The sequence below is a fragment of the Bradyrhizobium sp. BR 10261 genome, assembly GCF_019455395.1.
GTDB classification, from domain to species: Bacteria; Pseudomonadota; Alphaproteobacteria; order Rhizobiales; family Xanthobacteraceae; genus Bradyrhizobium; species Bradyrhizobium manausense.
Map to the genome: position 1 here is coordinate 152577 of NZ_JACOFQ010000013.1, position 20818 is coordinate 173394.

The 20818-nt window shown below is 65.1% G+C and carries 22 protein-coding genes; 12 read left to right on the plus strand and 10 right to left on the minus strand.

The features are described from left to right. Positions 1-438, minus strand: coding sequence for a YraN family protein (locus HYH07_RS17660; RefSeq protein WP_228749612.1), 438 nt, complete (start codon positions 436-438; stop codon positions 1-3). Continuing rightward, positions 425-1375: a 16S rRNA (cytidine(1402)-2'-O)-methyltransferase gene (gene rsmI / locus HYH07_RS17665; RefSeq protein ID WP_220003673.1), complete on the minus strand. Its 951-nt coding sequence runs from the start codon at positions 1373-1375 to the stop codon at positions 425-427. Before rsmI ends, HYH07_RS17660 begins: the two co-directional genes overlap by 14 nt. Before the next feature lie 350 nt (positions 1376-1725). On the opposite strand from rsmI, the gene HYH07_RS17670 reads away from it, so the two are divergent. Next, positions 1726-2961 carry a penicillin-binding protein activator gene (locus tag HYH07_RS17670; protein ID WP_220003674.1) on the plus strand — a complete coding sequence of 412 codons (1236 nt, stop codon included), beginning with the start codon at positions 1726-1728 and terminating at the stop codon, positions 2959-2961. A gap of 136 nt (positions 2962-3097) precedes the next feature. Here the strand turns inward: HYH07_RS17670 and hemW are convergent, their stop codons facing one another. From hemW to rph, 3 genes are read right to left on the minus strand one after another with little or no spacing between them, the layout of a single operon-like run. Then, on the minus strand, positions 3098-4255 hold the full coding sequence (gene hemW, locus HYH07_RS17675) for a radical SAM family heme chaperone HemW (protein ID WP_220003675.1): 1158 nt from the start codon (positions 4253-4255) through the stop codon (positions 3098-3100). After that, complete coding sequence (gene rdgB, locus HYH07_RS17680; RefSeq protein ID WP_220003676.1) at positions 4242-4877, minus strand: RdgB/HAM1 family non-canonical purine NTP pyrophosphatase; 636 nt, start codon at positions 4875-4877, stop codon at positions 4242-4244. Before rdgB ends, hemW begins: the two co-directional genes overlap by 14 nt. 11 nt (positions 4878-4888) lie before the next feature. After that, positions 4889-5602: a ribonuclease PH gene (gene rph, locus HYH07_RS17685; protein WP_220003677.1), complete on the minus strand. Its 714-nt coding sequence runs from the start codon at positions 5600-5602 to the stop codon at positions 4889-4891. A 183-nt stretch (positions 5603-5785) separates the two neighbouring features. On the opposite strand from rph, the gene hrcA reads away from it, so the two are divergent. Continuing rightward, on the plus strand, positions 5786-6874 hold the full coding sequence (gene hrcA, locus HYH07_RS17690; protein WP_220003678.1) for a heat-inducible transcriptional repressor HrcA: 1089 nt from the start codon (positions 5786-5788) through the stop codon (positions 6872-6874). A gap of 98 nt (positions 6875-6972) precedes the next feature. Continuing rightward, positions 6973-7578 carry a nucleotide exchange factor GrpE gene (grpE, locus tag HYH07_RS17695; protein WP_220003679.1) on the plus strand — a complete coding sequence of 202 codons (606 nt, stop codon included), beginning with the start codon at positions 6973-6975 and terminating at the stop codon, positions 7576-7578. Between the two features lie 100 nt (positions 7579-7678). Here the strand turns inward: grpE and pncA are convergent, their stop codons facing one another. Together pncA and HYH07_RS17705 are read right to left on the minus strand one after the other, a co-directional pair. Then, positions 7679-8401, minus strand: a complete 723-nt coding sequence (gene pncA, locus HYH07_RS17700; protein WP_220003680.1) for a bifunctional nicotinamidase/pyrazinamidase — start codon at positions 8399-8401, stop codon at positions 7679-7681. A 262-nt stretch (positions 8402-8663) separates the two neighbouring features. Next, a complete protein-coding gene (locus HYH07_RS17705; protein WP_220003681.1) occupies positions 8664-9602 on the minus strand; it encodes a hypothetical protein in 939 nt (312 codons plus the stop codon). Between the two features lie 440 nt (positions 9603-10042). On the opposite strand from HYH07_RS17705, the gene dnaK reads away from it, so the two are divergent. The 8 genes from dnaK (at position 10043) to HYH07_RS17745 (ending at position 17402) form a co-directional block, all read left to right on the plus strand. Next, complete coding sequence (dnaK, locus tag HYH07_RS17710) at positions 10043-11944, plus strand: molecular chaperone DnaK (RefSeq protein WP_057752106.1); 1902 nt, start codon at positions 10043-10045, stop codon at positions 11942-11944. 243 nt (positions 11945-12187) lie between these two features. After that, positions 12188-13318, plus strand: a complete 1131-nt coding sequence (gene dnaJ / locus HYH07_RS17715) for a molecular chaperone DnaJ (RefSeq protein WP_220003682.1) — start codon at positions 12188-12190, stop codon at positions 13316-13318. Positions 13319-13410: 92 nt separating this feature from the next. Then, positions 13411-14010, plus strand: a complete 600-nt coding sequence (locus tag HYH07_RS17720; protein ID WP_220003683.1) for a class I SAM-dependent methyltransferase — start codon at positions 13411-13413, stop codon at positions 14008-14010. A 57-nt stretch (positions 14011-14067) separates the two neighbouring features. Further along, complete coding sequence (locus tag HYH07_RS17725) at positions 14068-14646, plus strand: NADPH-dependent FMN reductase (RefSeq protein ID WP_220003684.1); 579 nt, start codon at positions 14068-14070, stop codon at positions 14644-14646. 6 nt (positions 14647-14652) lie between these two features. Continuing rightward, positions 14653-15363, plus strand: coding sequence for an orotidine-5'-phosphate decarboxylase (gene pyrF, locus HYH07_RS17730; RefSeq protein ID WP_220003685.1), 711 nt, complete (start codon positions 14653-14655; stop codon positions 15361-15363). Between the two features lie 25 nt (positions 15364-15388). Beyond that, positions 15389-15700 (plus strand): DUF1330 domain-containing protein, encoded by a 312-nt coding sequence (locus HYH07_RS17735; RefSeq protein WP_220003686.1) that lies wholly within the window; start codon positions 15389-15391, stop codon positions 15698-15700. A gap of 234 nt (positions 15701-15934) precedes the next feature. Next, on the plus strand, positions 15935-16753 hold the full coding sequence (gene dapB / locus HYH07_RS17740) for a 4-hydroxy-tetrahydrodipicolinate reductase (protein ID WP_220003687.1): 819 nt from the start codon (positions 15935-15937) through the stop codon (positions 16751-16753). A gap of 25 nt (positions 16754-16778) precedes the next feature. Next, positions 16779-17402, plus strand: a complete 624-nt coding sequence (locus HYH07_RS17745) for a 2,3-bisphosphoglycerate-dependent phosphoglycerate mutase (RefSeq protein ID WP_220003688.1) — start codon at positions 16779-16781, stop codon at positions 17400-17402. Between the two features lie 110 nt (positions 17403-17512). Here HYH07_RS17745 and HYH07_RS17750 read toward each other — a convergent pair whose 3' ends face one another. After that, the gene (locus HYH07_RS17750; protein ID WP_220003689.1) at positions 17513-18409 is read right to left on the minus strand and encodes a bifunctional helix-turn-helix domain-containing protein/methylated-DNA--[protein]-cysteine S-methyltransferase; all 897 of its coding nucleotides are present in this window, start codon (positions 18407-18409) and stop codon (positions 17513-17515) included. Positions 18410-18463: 54 nt separating this feature from the next. Further along, positions 18464-19009: a DUF2244 domain-containing protein gene (locus HYH07_RS17755; RefSeq protein ID WP_220003690.1), complete on the minus strand. Its 546-nt coding sequence runs from the start codon at positions 19007-19009 to the stop codon at positions 18464-18466. Positions 19010-19031: 22 nt separating this feature from the next. Between HYH07_RS17755 and nth the strand changes: the two genes are divergently transcribed. Next, on the plus strand, positions 19032-19808 hold the full coding sequence (nth, locus tag HYH07_RS17760) for an endonuclease III (RefSeq protein ID WP_220003691.1): 777 nt from the start codon (positions 19032-19034) through the stop codon (positions 19806-19808). A gap of 127 nt (positions 19809-19935) precedes the next feature. Here nth and HYH07_RS17765 read toward each other — a convergent pair whose 3' ends face one another. Next, positions 19936-20676, minus strand: a complete 741-nt coding sequence (locus tag HYH07_RS17765) for a sulfate transporter family protein (protein ID WP_220003692.1) — start codon at positions 20674-20676, stop codon at positions 19936-19938. Between the last annotated feature and the right edge of the window lie 142 nt (positions 20677-20818).

Consider the following 20818-nt stretch of genomic DNA (forward strand, 5'->3'; position numbering starts at 1 on the left):
TCAGGTCGAGGCGTCGAATGCCGCCAACACATGGCGCGGAAGCGAGCGCGGCGCAATCAGCATGGCGTCGAATCGCAATTCGAATTCCGCATGCTCGGGATGCGCGACAAGCCAGCCCTGCGCCGCATCGATGATGCGTCGCTGCTGGCGCGGCGTCACCGCATAGGCGGCCTCGTCGAGGCTGGCGCGCGCCTTGACCTCGACGAACGCGATCAGGTTGCGGCGGCGTGCCACGAGGTCGATCTCGCCATGCGCCGTGCGGTAGCGTTTTGCGAGAATGCGGTAGCCCTTCGCCATCAGGTAGGCCGCCGCACGGCTCTCGGCGGAGATGCCGGTGCGGAACGCGGCGACGCGCTCGGGCGAGGCGATCTTCGGTTCCCGTTCAGGTTCCTGTTCAGGTTCTTGTTCAGATTCCTGGACGCCCTTAATCCTCGTCATCGCCGCTCCGCAGGTCCTTGGCGAGCTCGAGCGCGCGGGCATAGACCTCGCGGCGCGGCCGCCCCGAGAGTGCGACGGCATGCGCAACCGCATCCTTGACGCTGTGGGTGGCGAGCTGTGTGCGCAGCAGGTCGTCCAGCGCGTCCGCGGTCAGCACGTCGGCATCCGCGGCAGGCGGGGCGATCACCAGCACGAATTCGCCGCGCGTCTCCAGCGTGTCGGCCTCGCGCGCGAGCTCGCTCAGCGTTGCGCGCGAAATCTGCTCATGCAGCTTGGTCAGCTCGCGGCAGATCGCGGCCTCGCGCGCACCCATGATCTCCGCGAGCTCGGCGAGCGTATCCTGCACGCGGTTGCCGGATTCGAACATCACCAGCGTCGCATGGATGCGGGCGAGCTCGGCGAGGCGCGAGCGCCGCGCGGCGGATTTCGCCGGCAGGAAGCCTTCGAAGAAGAAGCGGTCGGTCGGCAGCGCCGCGACCGACAGCGCCGCCAGCACCGAGGAGGGGCCGGGCAGCGCATAGACCGCATGGCCGGCGGCGCAGACCTCGCGCACCAGCTTGTAGCCGGGATCGGAAATCAGCGGCGTGCCGGCGTCCGACACCAGCGCGACCGAGCCGCCGGCCGCGAGCGCCTCCAGGATCCTGGGCCGCGCGGCCTCGGCATTGTGCTCGTGATATGGCTTGAGCTGCGCCGCGATGTCGTAACGCTCGGTCAGCCGCCGCGTGATCCTCGTGTCCTCGCAGGCGATGACGTCGACGGCGGCCAGCGTTTGCAGCGCGCGCAGCGTGATGTCACCGAGATTGCCGATGGGCGTCGCGACCAGATAGAGGCCGGCCGCCAGCTTCGGTGCCACCAGCCGGTGGGCATCGATGGAGAACCCGCGCGAGGCGGCGTCCGTGGCTTCAGTCGTATTTATCGGGGCCGGCTTTGCGCGCATAATGAGATGAACTTAGGCATGATGTCAGGGGCTGGGAACCGGCCCCTCGAAAAAGATCATGCTGGCTGGGATATTTGAAGCGGGGCGAGGAAGGACTGGAATGTGATCCATCCGGCATCACATTCCAGAGGGAGTGGAGCGTCAGCGCCATATTCGCGGCGGAAACGGCGTCTTGATGCTTTCGTGACGGACGGCGGACAGCAAGCCAGGACAGGATGAGGATCGCGTTAAGCGGTCATTATCCTTTTGTTTTGGTTAACTATTTGCCGACAATATGCCTGAATCCGCACCCTGTGTCGCGGAAAGAGTATGGTGACTGGCGCGAGCGGCTGGTCAGAAGAGAAGCTGAGATGGTGGGCCCGCGTGATCTGAAGTCTCCCCTCCAGGGACGCCTGATGTCAGGGGCGACCCGGCGGAGTGCGCTTGGCCTGCTGCTCGGCACGCCGCTATTGTCCGCCTGCGCCGGTGTGCAGCAAAGCCTCAGCCAGTTCTCCAATCCCTTCTCCAGCTCCTCGTCCCCGCCGGCCCAGCCGGCCGGTCCGCCGCAGCAGGGAACGACCGCCGGCACCGGCGGCGTGAAGGTGGCCGTCATCCTGCCGCTCTCGGCCGCCGGCAATGCCGGGCTCGCCGCGCAATCCATGCGCAATGCCGCCGAGATGGCGCTGGCCGAGTTCCAGAGCCCGAACATCCAGCTCCTGATCAAGGACGACAATGGCAGCCCGCAGGGCGCGCAAGCCGGCGCGCAGCAGGCGGTGGATGAAGGCGCCGAGATCATTCTGGGACCGCTGTTCGCGCAGTCGGTGCCGGCGGTGGCCCAGGTCGCGCGCACGCGCGGCATTTCGGTGATCGCCTTCTCGACCGATTCCAGCATCGCCGGCCGCGGCGTCTATCTGCTGAGCTTCCTGCCGGAGTCCGACGTCAATCGCATCATCGAATATTCCGCCAGCATCGGAAAACGCTCGGTCGCCGTGCTCTTGCCTGATAACGCCTATGGCAACGTGGTCGAAGCCGCGGTGAAGGCAGCCGTGCCCAGGCGCGGCGGGCGCATCGTCGCATTCGAGAAATACGGCGCCGATCGTGCCACGCCGGCGCGATCAGTGGCGCAAGCCCTCGGCAGCGCGGATGCGCTGTTCATTGCCGATGACGGCGATGCCGTGGTTGCGGTCGCCGATGCAATGACTGCGGCCGGAGCGAATTTGCGCAACATCCAGTTGCTCGGCACCGGCCTGTGGGACAGTCCGCGTGTCTATGCCAGCCCAAACTTGCAAGGCGGACTCTACGCCGCGCCCGATCCGGCGGGCTTTCGCGCCTTCTCCGGCCGCTATCGCACCAAATACGGCGCCGAGCCGATCCGCACCGCGACGCTCGCTTATGATGCCGTCGCGCTCGTCGCCGCGCTCGCGCGCACGCAAGGCACCACGCGCTTCTCGTCCGACGTGCTCACCAACCCCTCGGGCTTCGCCGGCATCGACGGCCTGTTCCGCTTCCGCGCCGACGGCACCAACGAGCGCGGGCTTGCGGTGATGAAGGTGACGACAGGCGGCGGTGTTGCGGTCGCGGGCTCGCCGAAGAGCTTTGGGGCGTAGCCAGGACGACGGTGCCGTAGGGTGGGCAAAGCCACCGGGTCGCGCGGATGCGCGCCCGATGACAGGCTCCGTGATCGAGAGAGATGGTGGGCACGGCGCGCGAAGGGCGCGCCTTTGCCCACCCTACGGCATCTCGCTACGCCGCCAGATCCGCAACCACGGCATCCAGCACCGGAAATCCGCTGCTGGTCACGCGCAAGCGGCCCGTCGCATCGACCGTGATTGCGCCTTCCTCGCGCAGCAGCGAGATGCGCTTGGGGTCGAGCGGTCGGCCCGAGAGGGCCTTGTAGCGCTCGGGGTCGATACCTTCGGCCAAACGCAATCCCATCAGCAAAAATTCGTCGGCGCGTTCCTCGCTGTTGAGGAGATCGTCGGTGACGACGCCGTCGCCATTGCTCTCGACCCGCATCAGCCAGGCCTCCGGGCGTTTCTCGGTGGCGGTGGCGTGCCTGATACCGTCGATGTCGAGGCGGCCATGCGCGCCGGGACCGATGCCGGCATATTCCTCGCCGCGCCAATACACCAGATTGTGCCGGCACTCGGCGCCGCGACGGGCGTGATTTGAAATCTCGTAGGCGGGCAGCCCCAGCCTGTCGCAGGTCTCCTGCGTCACGTCGTAGAGCGCGCGCGCAATCGCCTCGTCCGGCGTCTTCAACTTGCCGGCCTGGTGCAGACCGAAGAACGGCGTGCCCTCTTCGATGGTGAGCTGATAGAGCGACAGATGCTCCGCGGCTTCATCGATGGCGAGGCGGAGCTCGTCGGCCCACATCGCCGGCGTCTGGTCGGGGCGGGCGTAGATCAGGTCGAACGAGTAGCGATCGAACGAGCGGCGCGCGATGGCGACCGCATCGAGCGCCTCGCGCGCGCTGTGCATGCGGCCGAGCGCTTTCAGCGAGGCGTCGTCCAGCGCCTGCACGCCGAGCGAGACGCGATTGACGCCGGCGGCGCGATAGCCGGCAAAGCGCGTGGCTTCGACACTGGTCGGGTTTGCTTCCAGCGTGACTTCGACGTCGTTGGCAACGCTCCAGTGCTTGCCGATGGCATCCAGCACGGCGCCGACGGTTGAAGGCTGCATCAGCGACGGCGTGCCGCCGCCGAGGAAGATCGAGGTGACCTCGCGGCCGGGTGCGCGCGCGGCGGTCGTCGCGATCTCGCGCGCAAAGGCCGAAGCAAAGCGCGCCTCGTCGATCGCTGCGTGGCGGACATGGCTGTTGAAGTCGCAATAGGGACACTTCGACAGGCAGAACGGCCAGTGCACGTAGACGCCGAACGCATCCTTGTCAGCGCGGCTCAAGGCAGATCTCCGCCAGTTTCACGAAGGCGCGGGCGCGGTGCGACAGGCCGAGGCCGAGCGGCGGCAGGCCGTGCTTCTCGATGCTCTCCATCTCGCCGAAAGTGCGCGTGTGACCGTCGGGCAGGAACATCGGATCGTAGCCGAAGCCGGCAGTGCCGCGCGGCGGCCACACCAGCGTGCCGTCGACGCGCGCCTCGACCTCTTCGAGATGATGATCGGGCCAGGCGACGCAGAGCGCGGAGACGAAATGGGCCTTGCGCTTGTCGGGCTTGATAGCACCGCGCTCCTGCAACAGGCGCTCGATCTGCGCCATCGCGGCGGCGAAGTCTTTGTTTGGACCGGCCCAGCGCGCGCTGTAGATGCCCGGTGCGCCATCGAGCGCGTCGACCACGATGCCGGAATCGTCGGCGAAAGCAGGCAGCCCGGTCGCCTGCGCCGCCGCGGCCGCCTTGATCGCGGCGTTGCTGCGGAAGTCGTTGCCGGTCTCGTCAGGCTCGGGAAGGCCGAGCTCACCGGCCGACACCACCTCGATGCCGTGAGGCGCGAGCAGCTCCTTCATCTCGGCGAGCTTGCCGGGATTGTGGGTGGCGATGACGAGCTTTCCGGTGATTCGGCGGTGCATGGGCCTATTGACTACGCGACAGCCAGTTTCTGCAAGTCCACCAGCCGCGCGATGCCCTTTTGAGCGAGAGCGATCAGCTTCAGGAACTCGTCCTGCGTGAACGGCTCGCGTTCCGCGGTGCCCTGCACCTCGATGATGCGGCCATCGCCGGTCATGACGAAATTGGCGTCGGTCTCGGCCTCCGAATCCTCGGCATAGTCGAGATCGAGCACCGGCGTGCCGTTGTAGATGCCACAGGAGATCGCGGCGACGTTGTCGCGCATCACGTTGGCCTTGACCATGTTGCGCGCCTTCATCCAGTTGATGCAATCGGCGAGCGCGACCCAGGCGCCGGTGATCGAGGCGGTGCGGGTGCCGCCGTCGGCCTGGAGCACGTCGCAATCGACCGTGATCTGGCGCTCACCGAGCGCTTCGAGATCAACGATGGTGCGAAGCGAGCGGCCGATCAGGCGCTGGATCTCGACGGTGCGGCCGCTCTGCTTGCCGGCCGAGGCCTCGCGGCGGGTGCGTTCGGAGGTGGCGCGCGGCAGCATGCCGTATTCGGCGGTGACCCAGCCGCGGCCCTGGCCCTTCAGCCATGGCGGCAGGCGGTCTTCCAGGGTGGCGGTGACGAGCACATGGGTGTCGCCGAATTTCACCAGGCAGGAGCCTTCCGCATATTTGACCACGCCGCGCTCCAGCGTCACGGGGCGCAATTCGTCGGGCGCACGGCGGCTTGGCCGCATGGGAAATTCTCCAGAACTCATGATCTAGAACTTATGGGGTAGGGCGGTTCGCGGTGCTTGTAGGTGGGGTCAGGGTGGGCAGCAAGGCTTTTTCACCCCCCCGATATCCACCCCGCAAACGCGACGCTTGTCAGAACCGTCCTGGATGGACAAATTATGAGCATCTGAGAGGAGTTACCGTCTGTGGCCCATCACGATCCGATCCATCTGATCGCGCCGCGCGCAGGCCTCGCCCAGCTCAACGAGCGTTCCCGCGACATCTTTCGTCAAATTGTCGAAAGCTATCTCGCGACCGGCGAACCGGTCGGCTCGCGCAACATTTCCCGCCTGATCGCGATGCCGCTGTCGCCGGCCTCGGTCCGCAACGTCATGGCCGATCTGGAACAGCTCGGGCTGATCTATGCGCCGCACACCTCGGCCGGCCGCTTGCCGACGGAACTCGGCCTGCGCTTCTTCGTCGACGCCTTGATGCAGGTCGGCGACCTCAATGAGGCCGAGCGGCAGTCGATCCAGAGCCAGCTGACCTCGGTCGGGCAGGCCCAATCGGTCGAGGCGGCGCTGGACCAGGCGCTGACGCGGCTGTCCGGCCTCACCCGCACCGCAGCGGTCGTTCTGACGCCGAAGTCCAATACGCGGCTGAAGCACATCGAATTCGTCCGATTGGAACCCGAGCAGGCGCTGGTGATCCTGGTCGGCGAGGACGGCCAGGTCGAAAACCGCGTGCTGACGCTGCCGCCCGGGGTTCCCTCCTCGGCCATCACTGAAGCCGGCAATTTCCTCAACGCGCGGATCCGCGGCCGCACGCTCGCCGAGGCGCGGCTCGAGCTGGAAACCGCGCTCGCGGAAGCTCGCGCCGAGCTCGATCAGCTGACCCAGAAGGTGATCTCAGCCGGGATCGCGAGCTGGTCGGGCGGCGAGAACGAGGACCGCCAGCTCATCGTCCGCGGCCATGCCAATCTATTGGAAGATCTGCATGCGCTGGAGGATCTCGAGCGTGTCAGGCTGCTGTTCGACGATCTCGAGACCAAGCGCGGCGTAATCGACCTGCTCGGGCGCGCCGAAACCGCTGAAGGCGTCAGAATCTTCATCGGCAGCGAGAACAAGCTGTTTTCGCTATCGGGCTCCTCCACCATCATCTCGCCCTATCGGGATGCCGCCGGCCGCATCGTCGGCGTTTTGGGCGTGATCGGGCCGACGCGGCTGAATTATGCCCGCGTGATCCCGACCGTGGATTACGCCGCCCGTATCGTCAGTCGCCTGCTGGGAGGCTGACCGGCATTTGAGCCGATCACGGGCGCTTGATTTTCAGCGCCCGAAGCACGATATCCGGGCCAGAAAACCTCCCCTTGAGCGAGTTCGAGAAGCAGCCGATGACCGATCCAACCCGGCAACCCGAAGACACGACTGCCGCGACCGGCGAGCCCGTGGTGTCAAAGCCCTACATCATGCCCGACGATCCCGAGCCGGGTTCGGTGGAGACGTTGCAGAAGGAAGCCGCCGAGGCCCGTGACCGCATGCTGCGGACGCTGGCCGAGATGGAAAACCTGCGCAAGCGCACCACCAAGGAGGTCGCCGATGCCCGCCTCTACGGTATCACCGGCTTTGCCCGCGATGTGCTCGAGATCGCCGACAATCTCCAGCGCGCGCTCGACGCCGTTCCGGCCGAGGCGCGCGCCGCCGCCGATCCCGGTCTGACCGCGCTGATCGAGGGCGTCGAGCTCACCGAGCGTTCGCTGCTCAACGCACTGGAAAAGCATGGTGTGAAGAAGCTCGATCCCCAGGGTCAGAAGTTCGACCCCAACTTCCATCAGGCGATGTACGAAGTGCCCGATGCGTCGGTTCCCACGGGCACCGTCGTGCAGGTCATGCAGGCCGGCTACACCATCGGCGAGCGCGTGCTGCGCCCGGCGCTGGTCGGCGTCGCCAAGGGCGGCGCAAAGGCTGCGCCTGCTGCGAACAGCAACGACGCGAACTGAGTTTAAGGAGTCATTCCGGGGCGGCTCGCAGAGCCGAACCCGGAATCTCGAGGTTCCGGGTTCGATGCTTCGCATCGCCCCGGAACGACCAACCCTAGTCTCACGCGCTCAGCGCAATATCGCTCGACTGAATCCGCTTCACGCCGGCCTTGGCCATGTCGGCCCAGGCCTTGGCCAGCGAGCCCTGCGTGTCGATGCCGCGGCAGGCGTCCTCCACGACATAGACCTCAAAACCCGCCTTGCGCGCATCGAGCGCGGTCCAGGCGACACAGAAATCCGTGGCGAGACCCGCGACGAAGACGCGCTTGATCTTGCGCGACTTCAGATAGGCGGCAAGGCCGGTCGTTGTCTTGCCGTCGGCTTCGAGGAACGCCGAATAGCTGTCGACGTCCTTGTGAAAGCCCTTGCGGATGATGAGCGCGGCCTGCGGGATCGAGAGATCCTTCGACAGCGAGGCGCCCTCGGTGCCCTGCACGCAATGGTCGGGCCACAGCACCTGCTTGCCATAGGGCAGGTCGATGGTCTCGAACGGCTTCTTGCCGGAATGCACCGACGCGAACGAGATGTGGCCGGGCGTGTGCCAGTCCTGCGTCATCACCACGTTCGAAAATGCCTTCGCCATTTTATTGATGACGGGCACGACCTGCTCGCCTTCCTTCACCGCAAGGCTGCCGCCCGGCAGGAAGCAGTTTTGCACGTCGATCACGAGCAGCGCGGAGCTGTCGTCCGGCTTGATCGCAGCTGCTGCGAACAGGGCTGATGGAGCAAGGGCCGCAAGCGCCGTCGTTCCCATCGCGGCCAAGATCTGTCGTCGATTACGCATCGTCCGCCTCCCCTCCAGGATGATCCAAAACCTGATCCAATGCGGGCAAGCCTAGTTCCGTTCGTGTACGAACGAAAGCCCGAAAATGCAGCCGGGTTTGGTGAGTGGTTGGGCTATCGCTGCGCAGAGCGCAGCGGGTGAGGGCTTTCTCCTCTTGGGGGTTCTCGATCGCGGAGACACCCTCTCCCCAACCCTCTCAGCGCGAGCGAAGCTCGTCGCGCCGCAAGCGGGGGGAGGGAGCGCACCTCGTCTGGAGATGCGCCTATCCCTTCGGCTGGATGCCGTCGCGCACGGCGCGGAAGCGGGTGAAGGCGTCGGACCATTGGTCGCGCGGGGCGCTGGCGATGATGCGCAGCGAGGTGCCGCCGCCGAAGCGGATCCACTGCACCACCGTCACCGGGGTCTTGTCCCTGCCGCTGACGCCGTCGATCCGGGTCTCGAAGCCCGGCTGGCTGTTGATGCGGATCGGCTCCGACATGGTGACCTTGCTTTCGCGCAAGCCGGGGATCTGAAGCGCCGCCTCCTGGGCGAAACGGGCACGATCGTCGGCGGCCTGCGGGGTGGCGCCGATCAGGCCGAGGATCATGAATGGCTTGGATTCATAGCCCGAGCTCTCATTGCCATCGGCCAGGATGATGCTCGAGCCCGGCACCAGCGTGCGGATATCCTTGAAGCCGGCGAGATCGGTGATCTTGAACGGCAACAGCCCGATCTGCTCGTCAGCCGACACCTCCTTGCGGATGGTGGCGGTCGCAAACATCTGCCGCACCGCCTCGTCGGTGTAGATCTTCGAAGCGTTCTCGGGGATTTGCACCGCGACATAGCCGGAGAAGCCGGTGCCCGGCACGATCATCGAATAGCGCTTCACCAGCGTGTCGCCAGCCTTGGCGCTTTCGGTGGTAAAATACGCAAGGCCCGCCGATGTCTCGATCTTGTCCGGCTTGACGCCGTTGGCGCCGGCCGGATTGGCGTTGAAGGCGCTGACGACTTCGTTATAGGCCGCCGGCGGCAGCTCGGTGATCAGCACCTTGACGCTGCCATCCTCGCTCTCGAAGCCCGGAAAGGTCTTGGCCTTGCTGAGGCCGACCAGAGGCACCATGCCGAGACGCAAGCCGGGCGGATAGACGGCGTCGGCGGCGAGCGCCGGAAAAGCCGTGGCGACGAGGAGGGCGAGCGCAGCGAGGGAGCGGGTCAGCTTCATGGGCATTCTGTTTGGTTCACATTGAGGCCGTACGATGGTCGGCCTTTGATGATCAGCCTTGTATGATCAGCCTTGTATGATCGGCCTTGGGGCCGCCTTGTCGCGCGAAGCAGCCCCATGGCGAAGCTGTCCCGGCCGGCCGCCTTTTAGCGGGTTTGGCGCCCCGGTAACAGGGCCGGGCCGCTGATGGCGACGGGCGGCCGGTCGATCGCCGAACCCGTTAATATTTCCTCACCCGCAAGGGCTGGAGGGGCGGATACGATCTTCCAAAACCCAATGTTTTCACGGCCCAAAGTTGCGTTCGGTCCTTGCGGGCCCCTCCCCCCCTCCTATATGAGCCTCAACCATCGCAATATCGCGAATGTTTGATCTTAGGGGGTTTCGGTTCGGGTGCCTTCTGGGCCCAGCCAACCTGCCGCAAAAAGAAGGATATCAGGACCATGGGAAAGGTCATTGGGATCGACCTCGGCACCACGAATTCGTGCGTCGCCGTAATGGACGGCAAGAACGCCAAAGTCATCGAGAATTCCGAGGGCATGCGCACGACGCCTTCGATCGTCGCCGTGACCGACGACGGTGAGCGCCTCGTCGGCCAGCCTGCCAAGCGCCAGGCCGTGACCAATCCGGAGCGTACGTTCTTCGCAGTGAAGCGCCTGATCGGCCGCCGCTACGACGACCCGATGGTCGAGAAGGACAAGAAGCTCGTTCCGTACAAGATCGTGAAGGCTTCCAACGGTGACGCCTGGGTCGAGGCCGACGGCCAGACCTACTCGCCCTCGCAGGTTTCGGCGTTCATCTTGCAGAAGATGAAGGAGACCGCGGAAGCCCATCTCGGCCAGAAGGTCGACCAGGCTGTCATCACCGTTCCCGCTTACTTCAACGACGCCCAGCGCCAGGCCACCAAGGATGCCGGCAAGATCGCGGGCCTTGAAGTGCTGCGCATCATCAACGAGCCGACCGCGGCTGCGCTGGCCTATGGCCTCGACAAGACCAAGGCCGGCACCATCGCCGTGTACGACCTCGGCGGCGGCACGTTCGATATTTCCATTCTCGAAATCGGCGACGGCGTGTTCGAGGTGAAGTCGACCAACGGCGACACCTTCCTCGGCGGCGAAGATTTCGACATGCGCCTCGTGGGCTACCTCGCCGACGAGTTCCAGAAGGAGCAGGGCATCAACCTGCGCAACGACAAGCTTGCGTTGCAGCGTCTGAAGGAAGCCGCTGAAAAGGCCAAGATCGAGCTGTCGTCGACGACGCAGACCGAGATCAACCTGCCCTTCATCACCGCGGACCAGACCGGCCCGAAGCATCTGACGATGAAGCTCACCCGCGCCAAGTTCGAGGCACTGGTCGACGACCTCGTGCAGAAGACCATCGAGCCCTGCCGCAAGGCGCTGAAGGATGCCGGCGTCACCGCCGGCGAGATTGGCGAAGTGGTTCTGGTCGGCGGCATGACCCGCATGCCGAAGGTCCAGGAAGTCGTGAAGCAGCTGTTCGGCAAGGAGCCGCACAAGGGCGTCAACCCGGACGAGGTCGTGGCGATCGGCGCTGCGATCCAGGCCGGCGTGCTCCAGGGCGACGTCAAGGACGTGCTGCTGCTCGACGTGACCCCGCTGTCGCTGGGCATCGAGACCTTGGGCGGCGTGTTCACCCGCATCATCGACCGCAACACCACGATCCCGACCAAGAAGAGCCAGGTGTTCTCGACGGCTGAAGACAATCAGAATGCCGTCACCATCCGCGTCTTCCAGGGCGAGCGTGAAATGGCGGCCGACAACAAGATGCTCGGCCAGTTCGACCTGATGGGCATTCCGCCGGCTCCGCGCGGCATGCCGCAGATCGAGGTGACCTTCGACATCGACGCCAACGGCATCGTCAACGTCTCGGCCAAGGACAAGGCCACCGGCAAGGAGCAGCAGATCCGCATCCAGGCCTCTGGCGGTCTGTCGGAAGCCGACATCGACAAGATGGTCAAGGACGCCGAGGCCAATGCCGCGGCCGACAAGCAGCGCCGCGAGGCGGTCGATGCCAAGAACCATGCCGACGCGCTGGTGCACTCCACCGAGAAGGCGCTGGCCGAGCACGGTTCGAAGGTCTCCGAGACCGAGCGCCGCGCCATCGAGGACGCCGTCAGCGACCTCAAGGAAGCGCTGAAGGGCAGCGATGCCGAGGCGATCAAGGCCAAGACCAACACGCTGGCTCAGGCTTCGATGAAGCTCGGCGAGGCCATGTACAAGCAGCAGGCCGAGGCCGACGCGGCCAAGGACGCTGCGAAGGACGACGTCGTCGACGCGGAATTCACCGAAGTCGACGACGACAAGAACAACAAGAAGTCCGCATAAGCCCCGCGAGGGTCATGATGCGGACGGCTTGGACCCCACACGCTGAAACGGCCTCCCCCCTCAGGGGGGAGGCTTTCGTGTCGGGGCGGGCGGGTAGGCCCGTTACGATCAATCAATTCCCAGCCTTTATGCTCAACGCTGCCATGCAGCCCTCTGCCGTGATGCGGAAGGCTGCCTATATCGTCGCGTGGCGACGTTGTTTCGCACCGACTTGAATCGCGATCGGATAGACCTGAGTCAGACATGTCCACGTCCACCAAGCGCTGCTACTACGAAACCCTCGAAGTCGATCGCACGGCCGACGAGAGCAAGCTGAAATCGTCATTCCGCAAGCTGGCGATGAAATTCCATCCCGACCGCAATCCCGGGGATGAGACCAGCGAAGTCAAGTTCAAGGAAATCAACGAGGCCTATGAGGTCCTGAAGGACAAGGACAAGCGCGCCGCCTATGACCGCTTCGGCCATGCCGCGTTCGAGCAAGGTGGTGGCGGCGGCGCCGGCTTCGGCGCGGGCTTCGCCTCCTCCTTCTCCGACATTTTCGAAGATCTGTTCGGCATGGCCGGGCAGCGCGGCCGCGGCGGCCGCGAGCGTGGCGCCGACCTGCGCTACAACATGGAAATCACCCTCGAGGAAGCCTTCGGCGGCAAGACCGCGCAGATCGAGATTCCGGTCTCGGTCACCTGCGAGGCCTGCTCGGGTATCGGCGCCAAGGCCGGCACCAAGCCGAAAACCTGCTCGACCTGTGGCGGCGCCGGCCGCGTGCGGCAGTCGCAGGGCTTCTTTACCCTCGAGCGCACCTGCCCCGGCTGTCAGGGCCGCGGCCAGATGATCGAGGACGCCTGTCCGTCCTGCTCGGGCCAGGGCCGCGTCACCCGCGAGCGAACGCTGTCGGTCAACATTCCCCAGGGCGTCGAGGACGGCACCAGGATCAGGCTCGCCGGCGAAGGCGAGGCCGGGGTGCGCGGCGGTCCGCCCGGCGACCTCTACATCTTCCTGTCGCTGGCCCAGCACCAGTTCTTCCAACGCGACGGCGCCGACCTGCATTGCCGCGTGCCGATCTCGATGGTCACGGCCGCGCTCGGCGGCGAATTCGAGGTGCCCACCATCGAGAAGGGCAAGGCCAAGGTGAAGGTGCCCGCCGGAACCCAGTCCGGCCGTCGATTCCGCATCGCATCAAAAGGCATGCCGGTGCTGCGCTCGCGCCAGATGGGCGACATGTACGTCCAGGTCGTGGTCGAGACCCCGCAGAACCTCACCAAGAAGCAGCAGGAATTGCTGGCCGAGTTCGAAAAGCTCTCCTCCGGCAACACCCAGCCGGAATCCGAGGGCTTCTTCGCCAAGGTCAAGGATTTCTTCGGTAATCGGGCGAACTGAGCCGGCTTGACCGTATCGACTTCGGCCTATACGTCTTTATGACCATTTTCTGACAGCCGCGGTCACGCGGTCTCGTCCCGTCCGGTCCAGACATGCCATTGCCGTCGTCCGCGCGTGCGTTGAAGAAGCCCCGTCTCGATGACGAGGTGCGCTTCCTCAGATCGTGGATTGAAAAGCCCCTGCACATGGGCGCGGTGATGCCGTCGGGCAAGCTGCTCGCGCGGACCATGGCGCATTATGTCGATATCGATTCGGATGCTCCGGTGGTCGAGCTCGGACCCGGCACGGGTGCTATCACCTCGGCCCTGGTCGAGCGCGGCGTCGATCAGAAGCGTCTCGTTCTCGTCGAATACAATCCCGGCTTCTGCGCGCTGCTGCGTGACCGTTATCCGCAAGCCAAGGTGGTGCAGGGCGATGCCTATCGGCTGCGTGACACGCTCTGGAACGTGCTGAGCGCGCCCGCCAGCGCCGTCGTCTCCGGCCTGCCGCTGGTGACGAAGCCGATGCTGACGCGCCTTCGGCTGATGCGCGATGCCTTCGCGGCGCTTGCGCCCGGCGCGCCCTTCGTCCAGTTCACCTATGCGGTGGTGCCGCCGATCCCGAAATCGCTGCCCGGCGTGTCCACAGAGGCCTCGGAACGGATCTGGATGAACCTTCCGCCGGCCCGCGTCTGGGTGTATCGCAAGGACTAATTCCGCCGGCGTCTTCCTTTGCGCGGCGGGCTCGTTTCGCCGAACGTATGGAAGTGGATGTCCGCTCCGAAGATCCTGGTCATTCCCGGCTCGCTGCGCACCGGCTCGCACAATGTGAAGCTGGCGGCGGTCCTCGCTTATGAAATCGCCCAGGCCGGCGTCGACGTCACCCGCATCTCGCTCGCCGATTTTCCGCTGCCGATCTATGACGGCGATCTCCAGGCCAAATCGGGCATCCCGAAGCACGCCATCAATCTCAAGCGCATGATCGGCGCGCATCATGGCGTGCTGTTGGTCTCGCCCGAATACAATGCTTCGGTGCCGCCGCTCCTCAAGAACGCCATCGACTGGGTCAGCCGCGTGCACGATCTGCACGAGGCGCGCGGCGACGTCTTCCGCAACCGCGCCTTCGCGCTCGCCGGTGCGTCGCAGAGCCGGCTTGGAGCTGCTCGCGCGCTGCAGGCGTTGCGCCTGATCCTGACCTCCTGCCACGCCAATGTGATCGCCAGCCAGTTCACGCTCGCCTTTGCCGACCAGGCCTATGACGATATGGACAGGCTCAAGGGTCAGGGCGATATCGACTCCATGAAGGAGATGGTGCGGCAGTTGATCGATATTTCCCAACGCTTGATGTGAGGTGACATGACGCCAGCCGAAATCGCCCCGAAAGACCGCCTGATCGTCGCGCTCGATCTGCCTAGCGTCGATGCCGCGGAGACGATGATTGCGAGGCTCGGCGACAGCGTCACATTTTACAAGATCGGCTATCGCCTCGCTTATGCCGGCGGCTTGCCGCTGGTTACCAAGCTTGCCGACGGCGGCAAGAAGGTCTTTCTTGATCTCAAGCTGCACGACATCGGCAACACGGTGTCGCAAGGCGTCGAGAGCATCACCAGGCTGGGGGCGACCTTCCTCACCGTGCACGCCTATCCACAGACCATGAAGGGCGCCGTCGAAGGCCGCGGCTCGTCGAAGCTGAAGCTCCTCGCCGTGACGGTGCTGACCTCCTACAATGACGACGATCTGCGTGCGGCAGGCTTCCGGCTCGGCGTCTCCGAACTGGTCGAGGCGCGTGCGCAGCAGGCGCAGGCCCTCGGCATCGACGGTCTCGTGTCCTCGCCCGAGGAGGCCGAAGGCTTGCGCAAGATCGTCGGCCAGCAGATGAACCTCGTCACACCAGGCATCCGTCCCGCGGGTGCGGCTATCGGCGACCAGAAGCGCATCATGACGCCCGGCCGCGCGATTGCCGCAGGGGCGGATTATCTCGTCGTCGGGCGGCCGGTGGTGGAAGCCTCGGACCCAAAGGCAACAGCTGAAGCGATCCACGCCGAGATTGCCCAGGCGCTCGGCTAACCATCAAAAACAAGAGAGAAGAACAATGGCAAAGGGCTACTGGATCGGGCGCGTCGACGTGAGCAATGACGAGGGCTACAAGCCCTATGCCGTCGCCAACGGTCCGATCTTCAAGAAATGGGGCGGCCGCTTCGTGGTCCGCGGCGGCAAGTTCACCACCGTCGAAGGCGGCAGCCGCAACCGCAACGTCGTGATCGAATTCCCTGATTACCAGACCGCGATCGCCTGTTACAATTCGCCGGAATATCAGGCCAATATCAAGGTGCGCCAGCCGCACTCGATCGCCGACCTCATCATCATCGAAGGCTACGACGGCCCGCAGCCGCAGGACGGCTGAGGCGGGATCGGCGCGCGCGCCTCGTCCTTCGAGACGACCTCTTCCAGCGGTTTCCTCAGGATGAGGTTAAGCGATGTCGGCACCCGTCGAATTTGCTGCCACGTACTCCGACCTCATCCTGAGGGCCCGCCGCAGGCGGGCGTCTCGAAGGATGGCCGCAGGCGCCCCTGCGCGATCCCCTCGGTTGCCGGAACTGCATCCCGCCGCTACAACGGCGCCTGAGAGGATCACACCATGCCAGACATGCGCCTGATTGTTGCTGGAGCCGGCGGACGGATGGGCCGCGCCCTGACGCGGGCGATTGCCGACAGCAAAGGCGCGGTGCTCGCAGGCGCCCTGGAGGCACCAGGCTCGGAGCTCTTGGGCAAGGATGCCGGCGTGCTCGCCGGCCTGCCGGAAAACGGCATCAAGCTGTCCGCCGATCTCTGGGCGATGTCGAAGGATGCCGACGGCATTCTGGATTTCACCGTGCCGGCCGCAACCATTGCCAATGTCGCGATCGCGGCCGAGCGCGGGCTGGTTCATGTCATCGGCACAACCGGGCTGTCAGGCTCCGACAATGCCGTGATCAAAAGCGTCACCAACCGCGCGGTCGTGGTGCAGTCGGGCAATATGAGCCTGGGCGTCAATCTGCTCGCGGCCGTGGTCAAGCGCGTCGCCAAGGCGCTCGACGAAAGCTTTGACATCGAGATCGTCGAATCCCATCACCGCATGAAGGTCGACGCGCCCTCAGGGACCGCGCTGATGCTCGGCCAGGCGGCAGCTAGCGGTCGCGGCATCCCGCTCGACCATGAGCATTCGGAGCGCGGCCGCGACGGCATCACCGGCGCGCGCAAGCCGGGCGCGATCGGCTTTGCTTCCTTGCGCGGCGGCACCGTCGCCGGCGATCACAGCGTGACTTTCCTCGGCCCGTTCGAACGCCTGACGTTGTCGCATCAGGCGGAGGACCGCATCCTGTTCGCCCACGGTGCGCTCAAGGCGGCGCTGTGGGCGCATGGCAAGAAGCCCGGACACTACTCGATGGCCGACGTGCTCGGCCTCACCGACATCTGAACCAAGCAAGCAACGGAATTGGGCAATGAGCGAACGTCTTCTCGTGCTGGTGCGCCACGGCCAGAGCGAATGGAACTTGAAGAATCTGTTCACCGGCTGGAAGGATCCTGACCTCACCGAGCAGGGTGTCGCAGAAGCCAAGGAAGCGGGCCGCAAGCTGAAGGCCCAGGACCTCGTGTTCGACGTCGCCTTCACCTCCGTGCTGACGCGCGCGCAGCACACGCTCGATCTCATTCTCACCGAGCTCGGCCAGACCGGCCTGCCCACCTCGAAGAATCTGGCGCTGAACGAGCGCGACTATGGCGATCTCTCCGGCCTCAACAAGGACGACGCCCGCAAGAAATGGGGCGAGGAGCAGGTGCATGTCTGGCGCCGCTCCTACGACGTGCCGCCGCCCGGCGGCGAAAGCCTGAAGGACACGCTGGCGCGCGCGCTGCCCTACTATGTGCAGGAGATCCTGCCCGGCGTGCTCAATGGCAAGCGCACGCTGGTCGCTGCCCACGGCAACTCGCTGCGCGCTTTGATCATGGTGCTGGAAAAACTGTCGCCCGAAGGCATTTTGAAGCGCGAGCTCGCCACCGGCGTGCCGATCATCTACCGGCTCAATGCGGATTCGACGGTGGCCTCGAAGCTGGATCTGGCGGGGTAGTCGAGATACTCGTAGGGTGGGCAAAGCGAAGCGTGCCCACGCTCCGCCAGCGACCGAGAGAGGTGGTGGGCACGGCGCTTTGCGCCTTTGCCGACCCTACTGCATCTTGCCTATTGCATCCCCAGCTGCCCGGCTTCCCAGCCCAGCATCGCCTGCTTGCGGGTGATGCCCCAGTGGTAGCCTGTCAGCGTGCCGCTCTTGCCGAGGGCGCGGTGGCAGGGCACGACGAAGGAGACCGGGTTCTTGCCGACGGCCGCACCGACGGCGCGCGAGGCCTTCGGGCTGTTGATGTTGCAGGCGATGTCGGAATAGGACACCGCGCGGCCCATCGGAATTTTCAGCAGCGTCTCCCACACCCGCACCTCGAAATCGGTGCCGATCAGGACCACGCGCAGCGGCTGATCCGGCCGCCACAGTTTGGTGTCGAAGATGCGTGCCGCCAGCGGTGCGGTGCCGTCGTGGTCTTCGACATAGGTTGCGTTCCGCCAGCGCCGCGTCATGTCGGCAAGGGCGGCTTTCTCGTCGCCGGGGTCGGCGAAGGCGAGGCCGGCGAGGCCGCGATCGGTCGCGATCACGATCGCAGTTCCAAAGGGAGACGGATGGAAGCCGAAGCGCAAGGTCAGCCCCGCGCCGCCGTTCTTCCATTCACCCGGCGACATCGCTTCGTGGGTGACGAAGAGATCGTGCAGACGGCCCGGACCCGACAGGCCTGAATCGAGCGCCGCATCGAGAATGCTGGCGGAATCCCGCAACAGACCCTTGGCGTGGTCGAGGGTGAGCGCCTGCATGAAGGCCTTCGGCGTGATCGAGGCCCAACGGCGGAACAGATGATGCAGCTCATCCGCCGTGACGCCGGCCGCATCCGCCATCGCCTCGATGGTCGGCTGCGCGCGCCAGTTTTCCGAGATGAACGCGATGGCCCGGCGCACCGAATCATAGTCGCGCAGCGCGGCGTTCTGGGGGCCCGGCTTGGCCAGGCGCTGGTCATGTATGGCGAGTGTCATCATGAGCGGAAATGTAGGCGCGGCAGGGGCGCGAAACCACCCGATTTCCGACTGGGTTCAGGTCACCGGGTTGTAGGTCGGGCCGCGCTTGGCGGCGTTCAGGGCTTCAATCAAGCCTTTGTAGAAACTTGCCTTTTCGTCCGGCCCCAAGAACCGCGCGATCTGGATGTGATGGCCGCGCGAGATCAGATAGAGGTGCTCGATGCCAAAGTCCTCGTCGACCTCCATGTCGAGCCGGACCCAGAGCGGATTGAAGGTCCATTCGGCGACCTGGCCGTGATGGCTGATGCGCCGCACGCGCAACTCCGACGTCGTGACGGTGATCTCCTCGCGCGCCCGCCCGGTGCGGAAATTGACCTTGAAGGCCCACCAGACCACGAGCACGTCGAGGCCGAAAAAGCCGAGCACCGGCCAGGCGCCCTGCATCAGGAAGACAATTCCGGTGACGAAGCTGACGACGCTCAGGAACAGCATCACGGCCAGGAAGCCGGTGCGGTTCAGCGAGCGGTGCGGCGTCAGCAGCGCGGAGAAGATCTGCCGTTCGGCATGACCTTCAGATTCCTGGCCAGACTCTTGGCGCTCAATTTCGTTGCCTGTGCTCATCGTCTCTCAGTATATCCCGATCATGGCGAAAATCACCCGCAAGCCGGCCCCGCACAAAGCGGCTGCGCCGAAGAAAAAGGCAAAGCCGGCGAAGCCCAAACCTTCCGTAAAGCCTTCTCCCAAGAAATCGGCGCCGGCGAAGACTTCGCTCAAGGCGACAAAACCCTGGACGCCAGCGGAAGTTCGGGAGGTCTTCAGGCGTTTCCAACAAGCCAATCCCGAACCGCGCGGCGAGCTCGAGCACGTCAACCCGTTCACGCTGCTGGTGGCCGTGGTGCTGTCGGCACAGGCGACCGACGCCGGCGTCAACAAGGCGACGCGCGCCTTGTTCGAGATCGCCGACACACCGCAAAAGATGCTCGACCTCGGCGAGGAGCGTCTGCGCGACTACATCAAGACCATCGGCCTTTATCGCACCAAGGCCAAGAACGTGATCGCGCTGTCGGCTAAACTGCTCAGCGATTTCGGCGGTGCGGTGCCGCGCACGCGCGCCGAGATCGAGTCGCTGCCGGGCGCCGGACGCAAGACCGCCAATGTCGTGCTCAACATGGCCTTCGGCGAGCACACCATGGCGGTCGACACCCACGTCTTCCGCGTCGGCAACCGCACCGGTCTTGCGCCGGGCAAGACGCCGCTCGAAGTCGAGCTTGGTCTCGAAAAGGTGATCCCGGCCGAGTTCATGCTGCATGCCCATCACTGGCTGATCCTGCACGGTCGCTATACCTGCCTCGCGCGCAAGCCGCGCTGCGAGGTATGCCTGATCAACGATCTCTGCCGCTGGCCGGAGAAGACGGTGTGAGCAACAAGCTCCACCTGGCCCGTTCATGCTGGCGCCGCTCGCGCCAGGGCAGGTGTTGCGGAAGTACGGATTCAAGATCGCGTAGCGCCCCGACACCTCTCCCGCTTGCAGGAGAGGGAGAGGATCGTTACCGCATCTGCCGCGCCGGCTCGATCAGCTCGGGCCGCGGGCCCGACAGACGCTTGTGCATGTGGACCATGAAGGCCATGCCGAAGATCGGCGTCGCCAGGTTCACGACCGGAATCGAGACGAAGGCCGCGATGAAGAGGCCGGCGGTGAAGATTGTCGCGGCATTGTCGCGCCGCATCGCTTTTGCGTCCTCCGGCGAGCGGAAGCGCATCGCGGCGAGCTCGAAATATTCGCGGCCGAGCAGCCAGGCGGCGGCGAGGAAGAAGATCAGGAAACCGGCGCCGGCCAGAAACACCAGCGGCAGCGCGGCAAGATAGACCACGATGGTGAGCAGCGCGGTCTTGATGCCTTCGAGCATCGCCTGGTTGAACGGCAGTGCCGTGCCCGGCCGCTCGGCCGGATAATATTCGCGCTCGACGATGTCGGCGACGTCGTCGACGAAGAAGCTCGCCACCAGCGAGGTGATCGCAGGCATCAGGAACACGCTGCCGAACACGACGCCGAACCCGGCCGCAATCGAGATGATCCAGGCCAGCACCTCCAGCGAGGCGTGCCAGCTCGGCCCGAGCAGACCCTCCAGCCAGACCTCGCCATAGATGGCGAACCAGCTCAGGAGCCGCTGCAACCCGATCGCCAGCACGACGATGAGCACCAGCGCCAGTCCGATCGACCGCCATAGGATCGAACGCATCGGCGGCGACATCATTTGCGACAGCGCCTTCACGGCGGCATCCAGCATGGGAACCTCTCACGAAACTACCCGCGAGAGGTAGACATGCCGGCGTGCTTCGGCAAGGGAGGATGACGCGGGCGCCGGAACTGCGAAGGCAATCTTCGGCCGATTATATTTTTCAGAAAGCTCGCGAAGGGCTAGTCTTTTG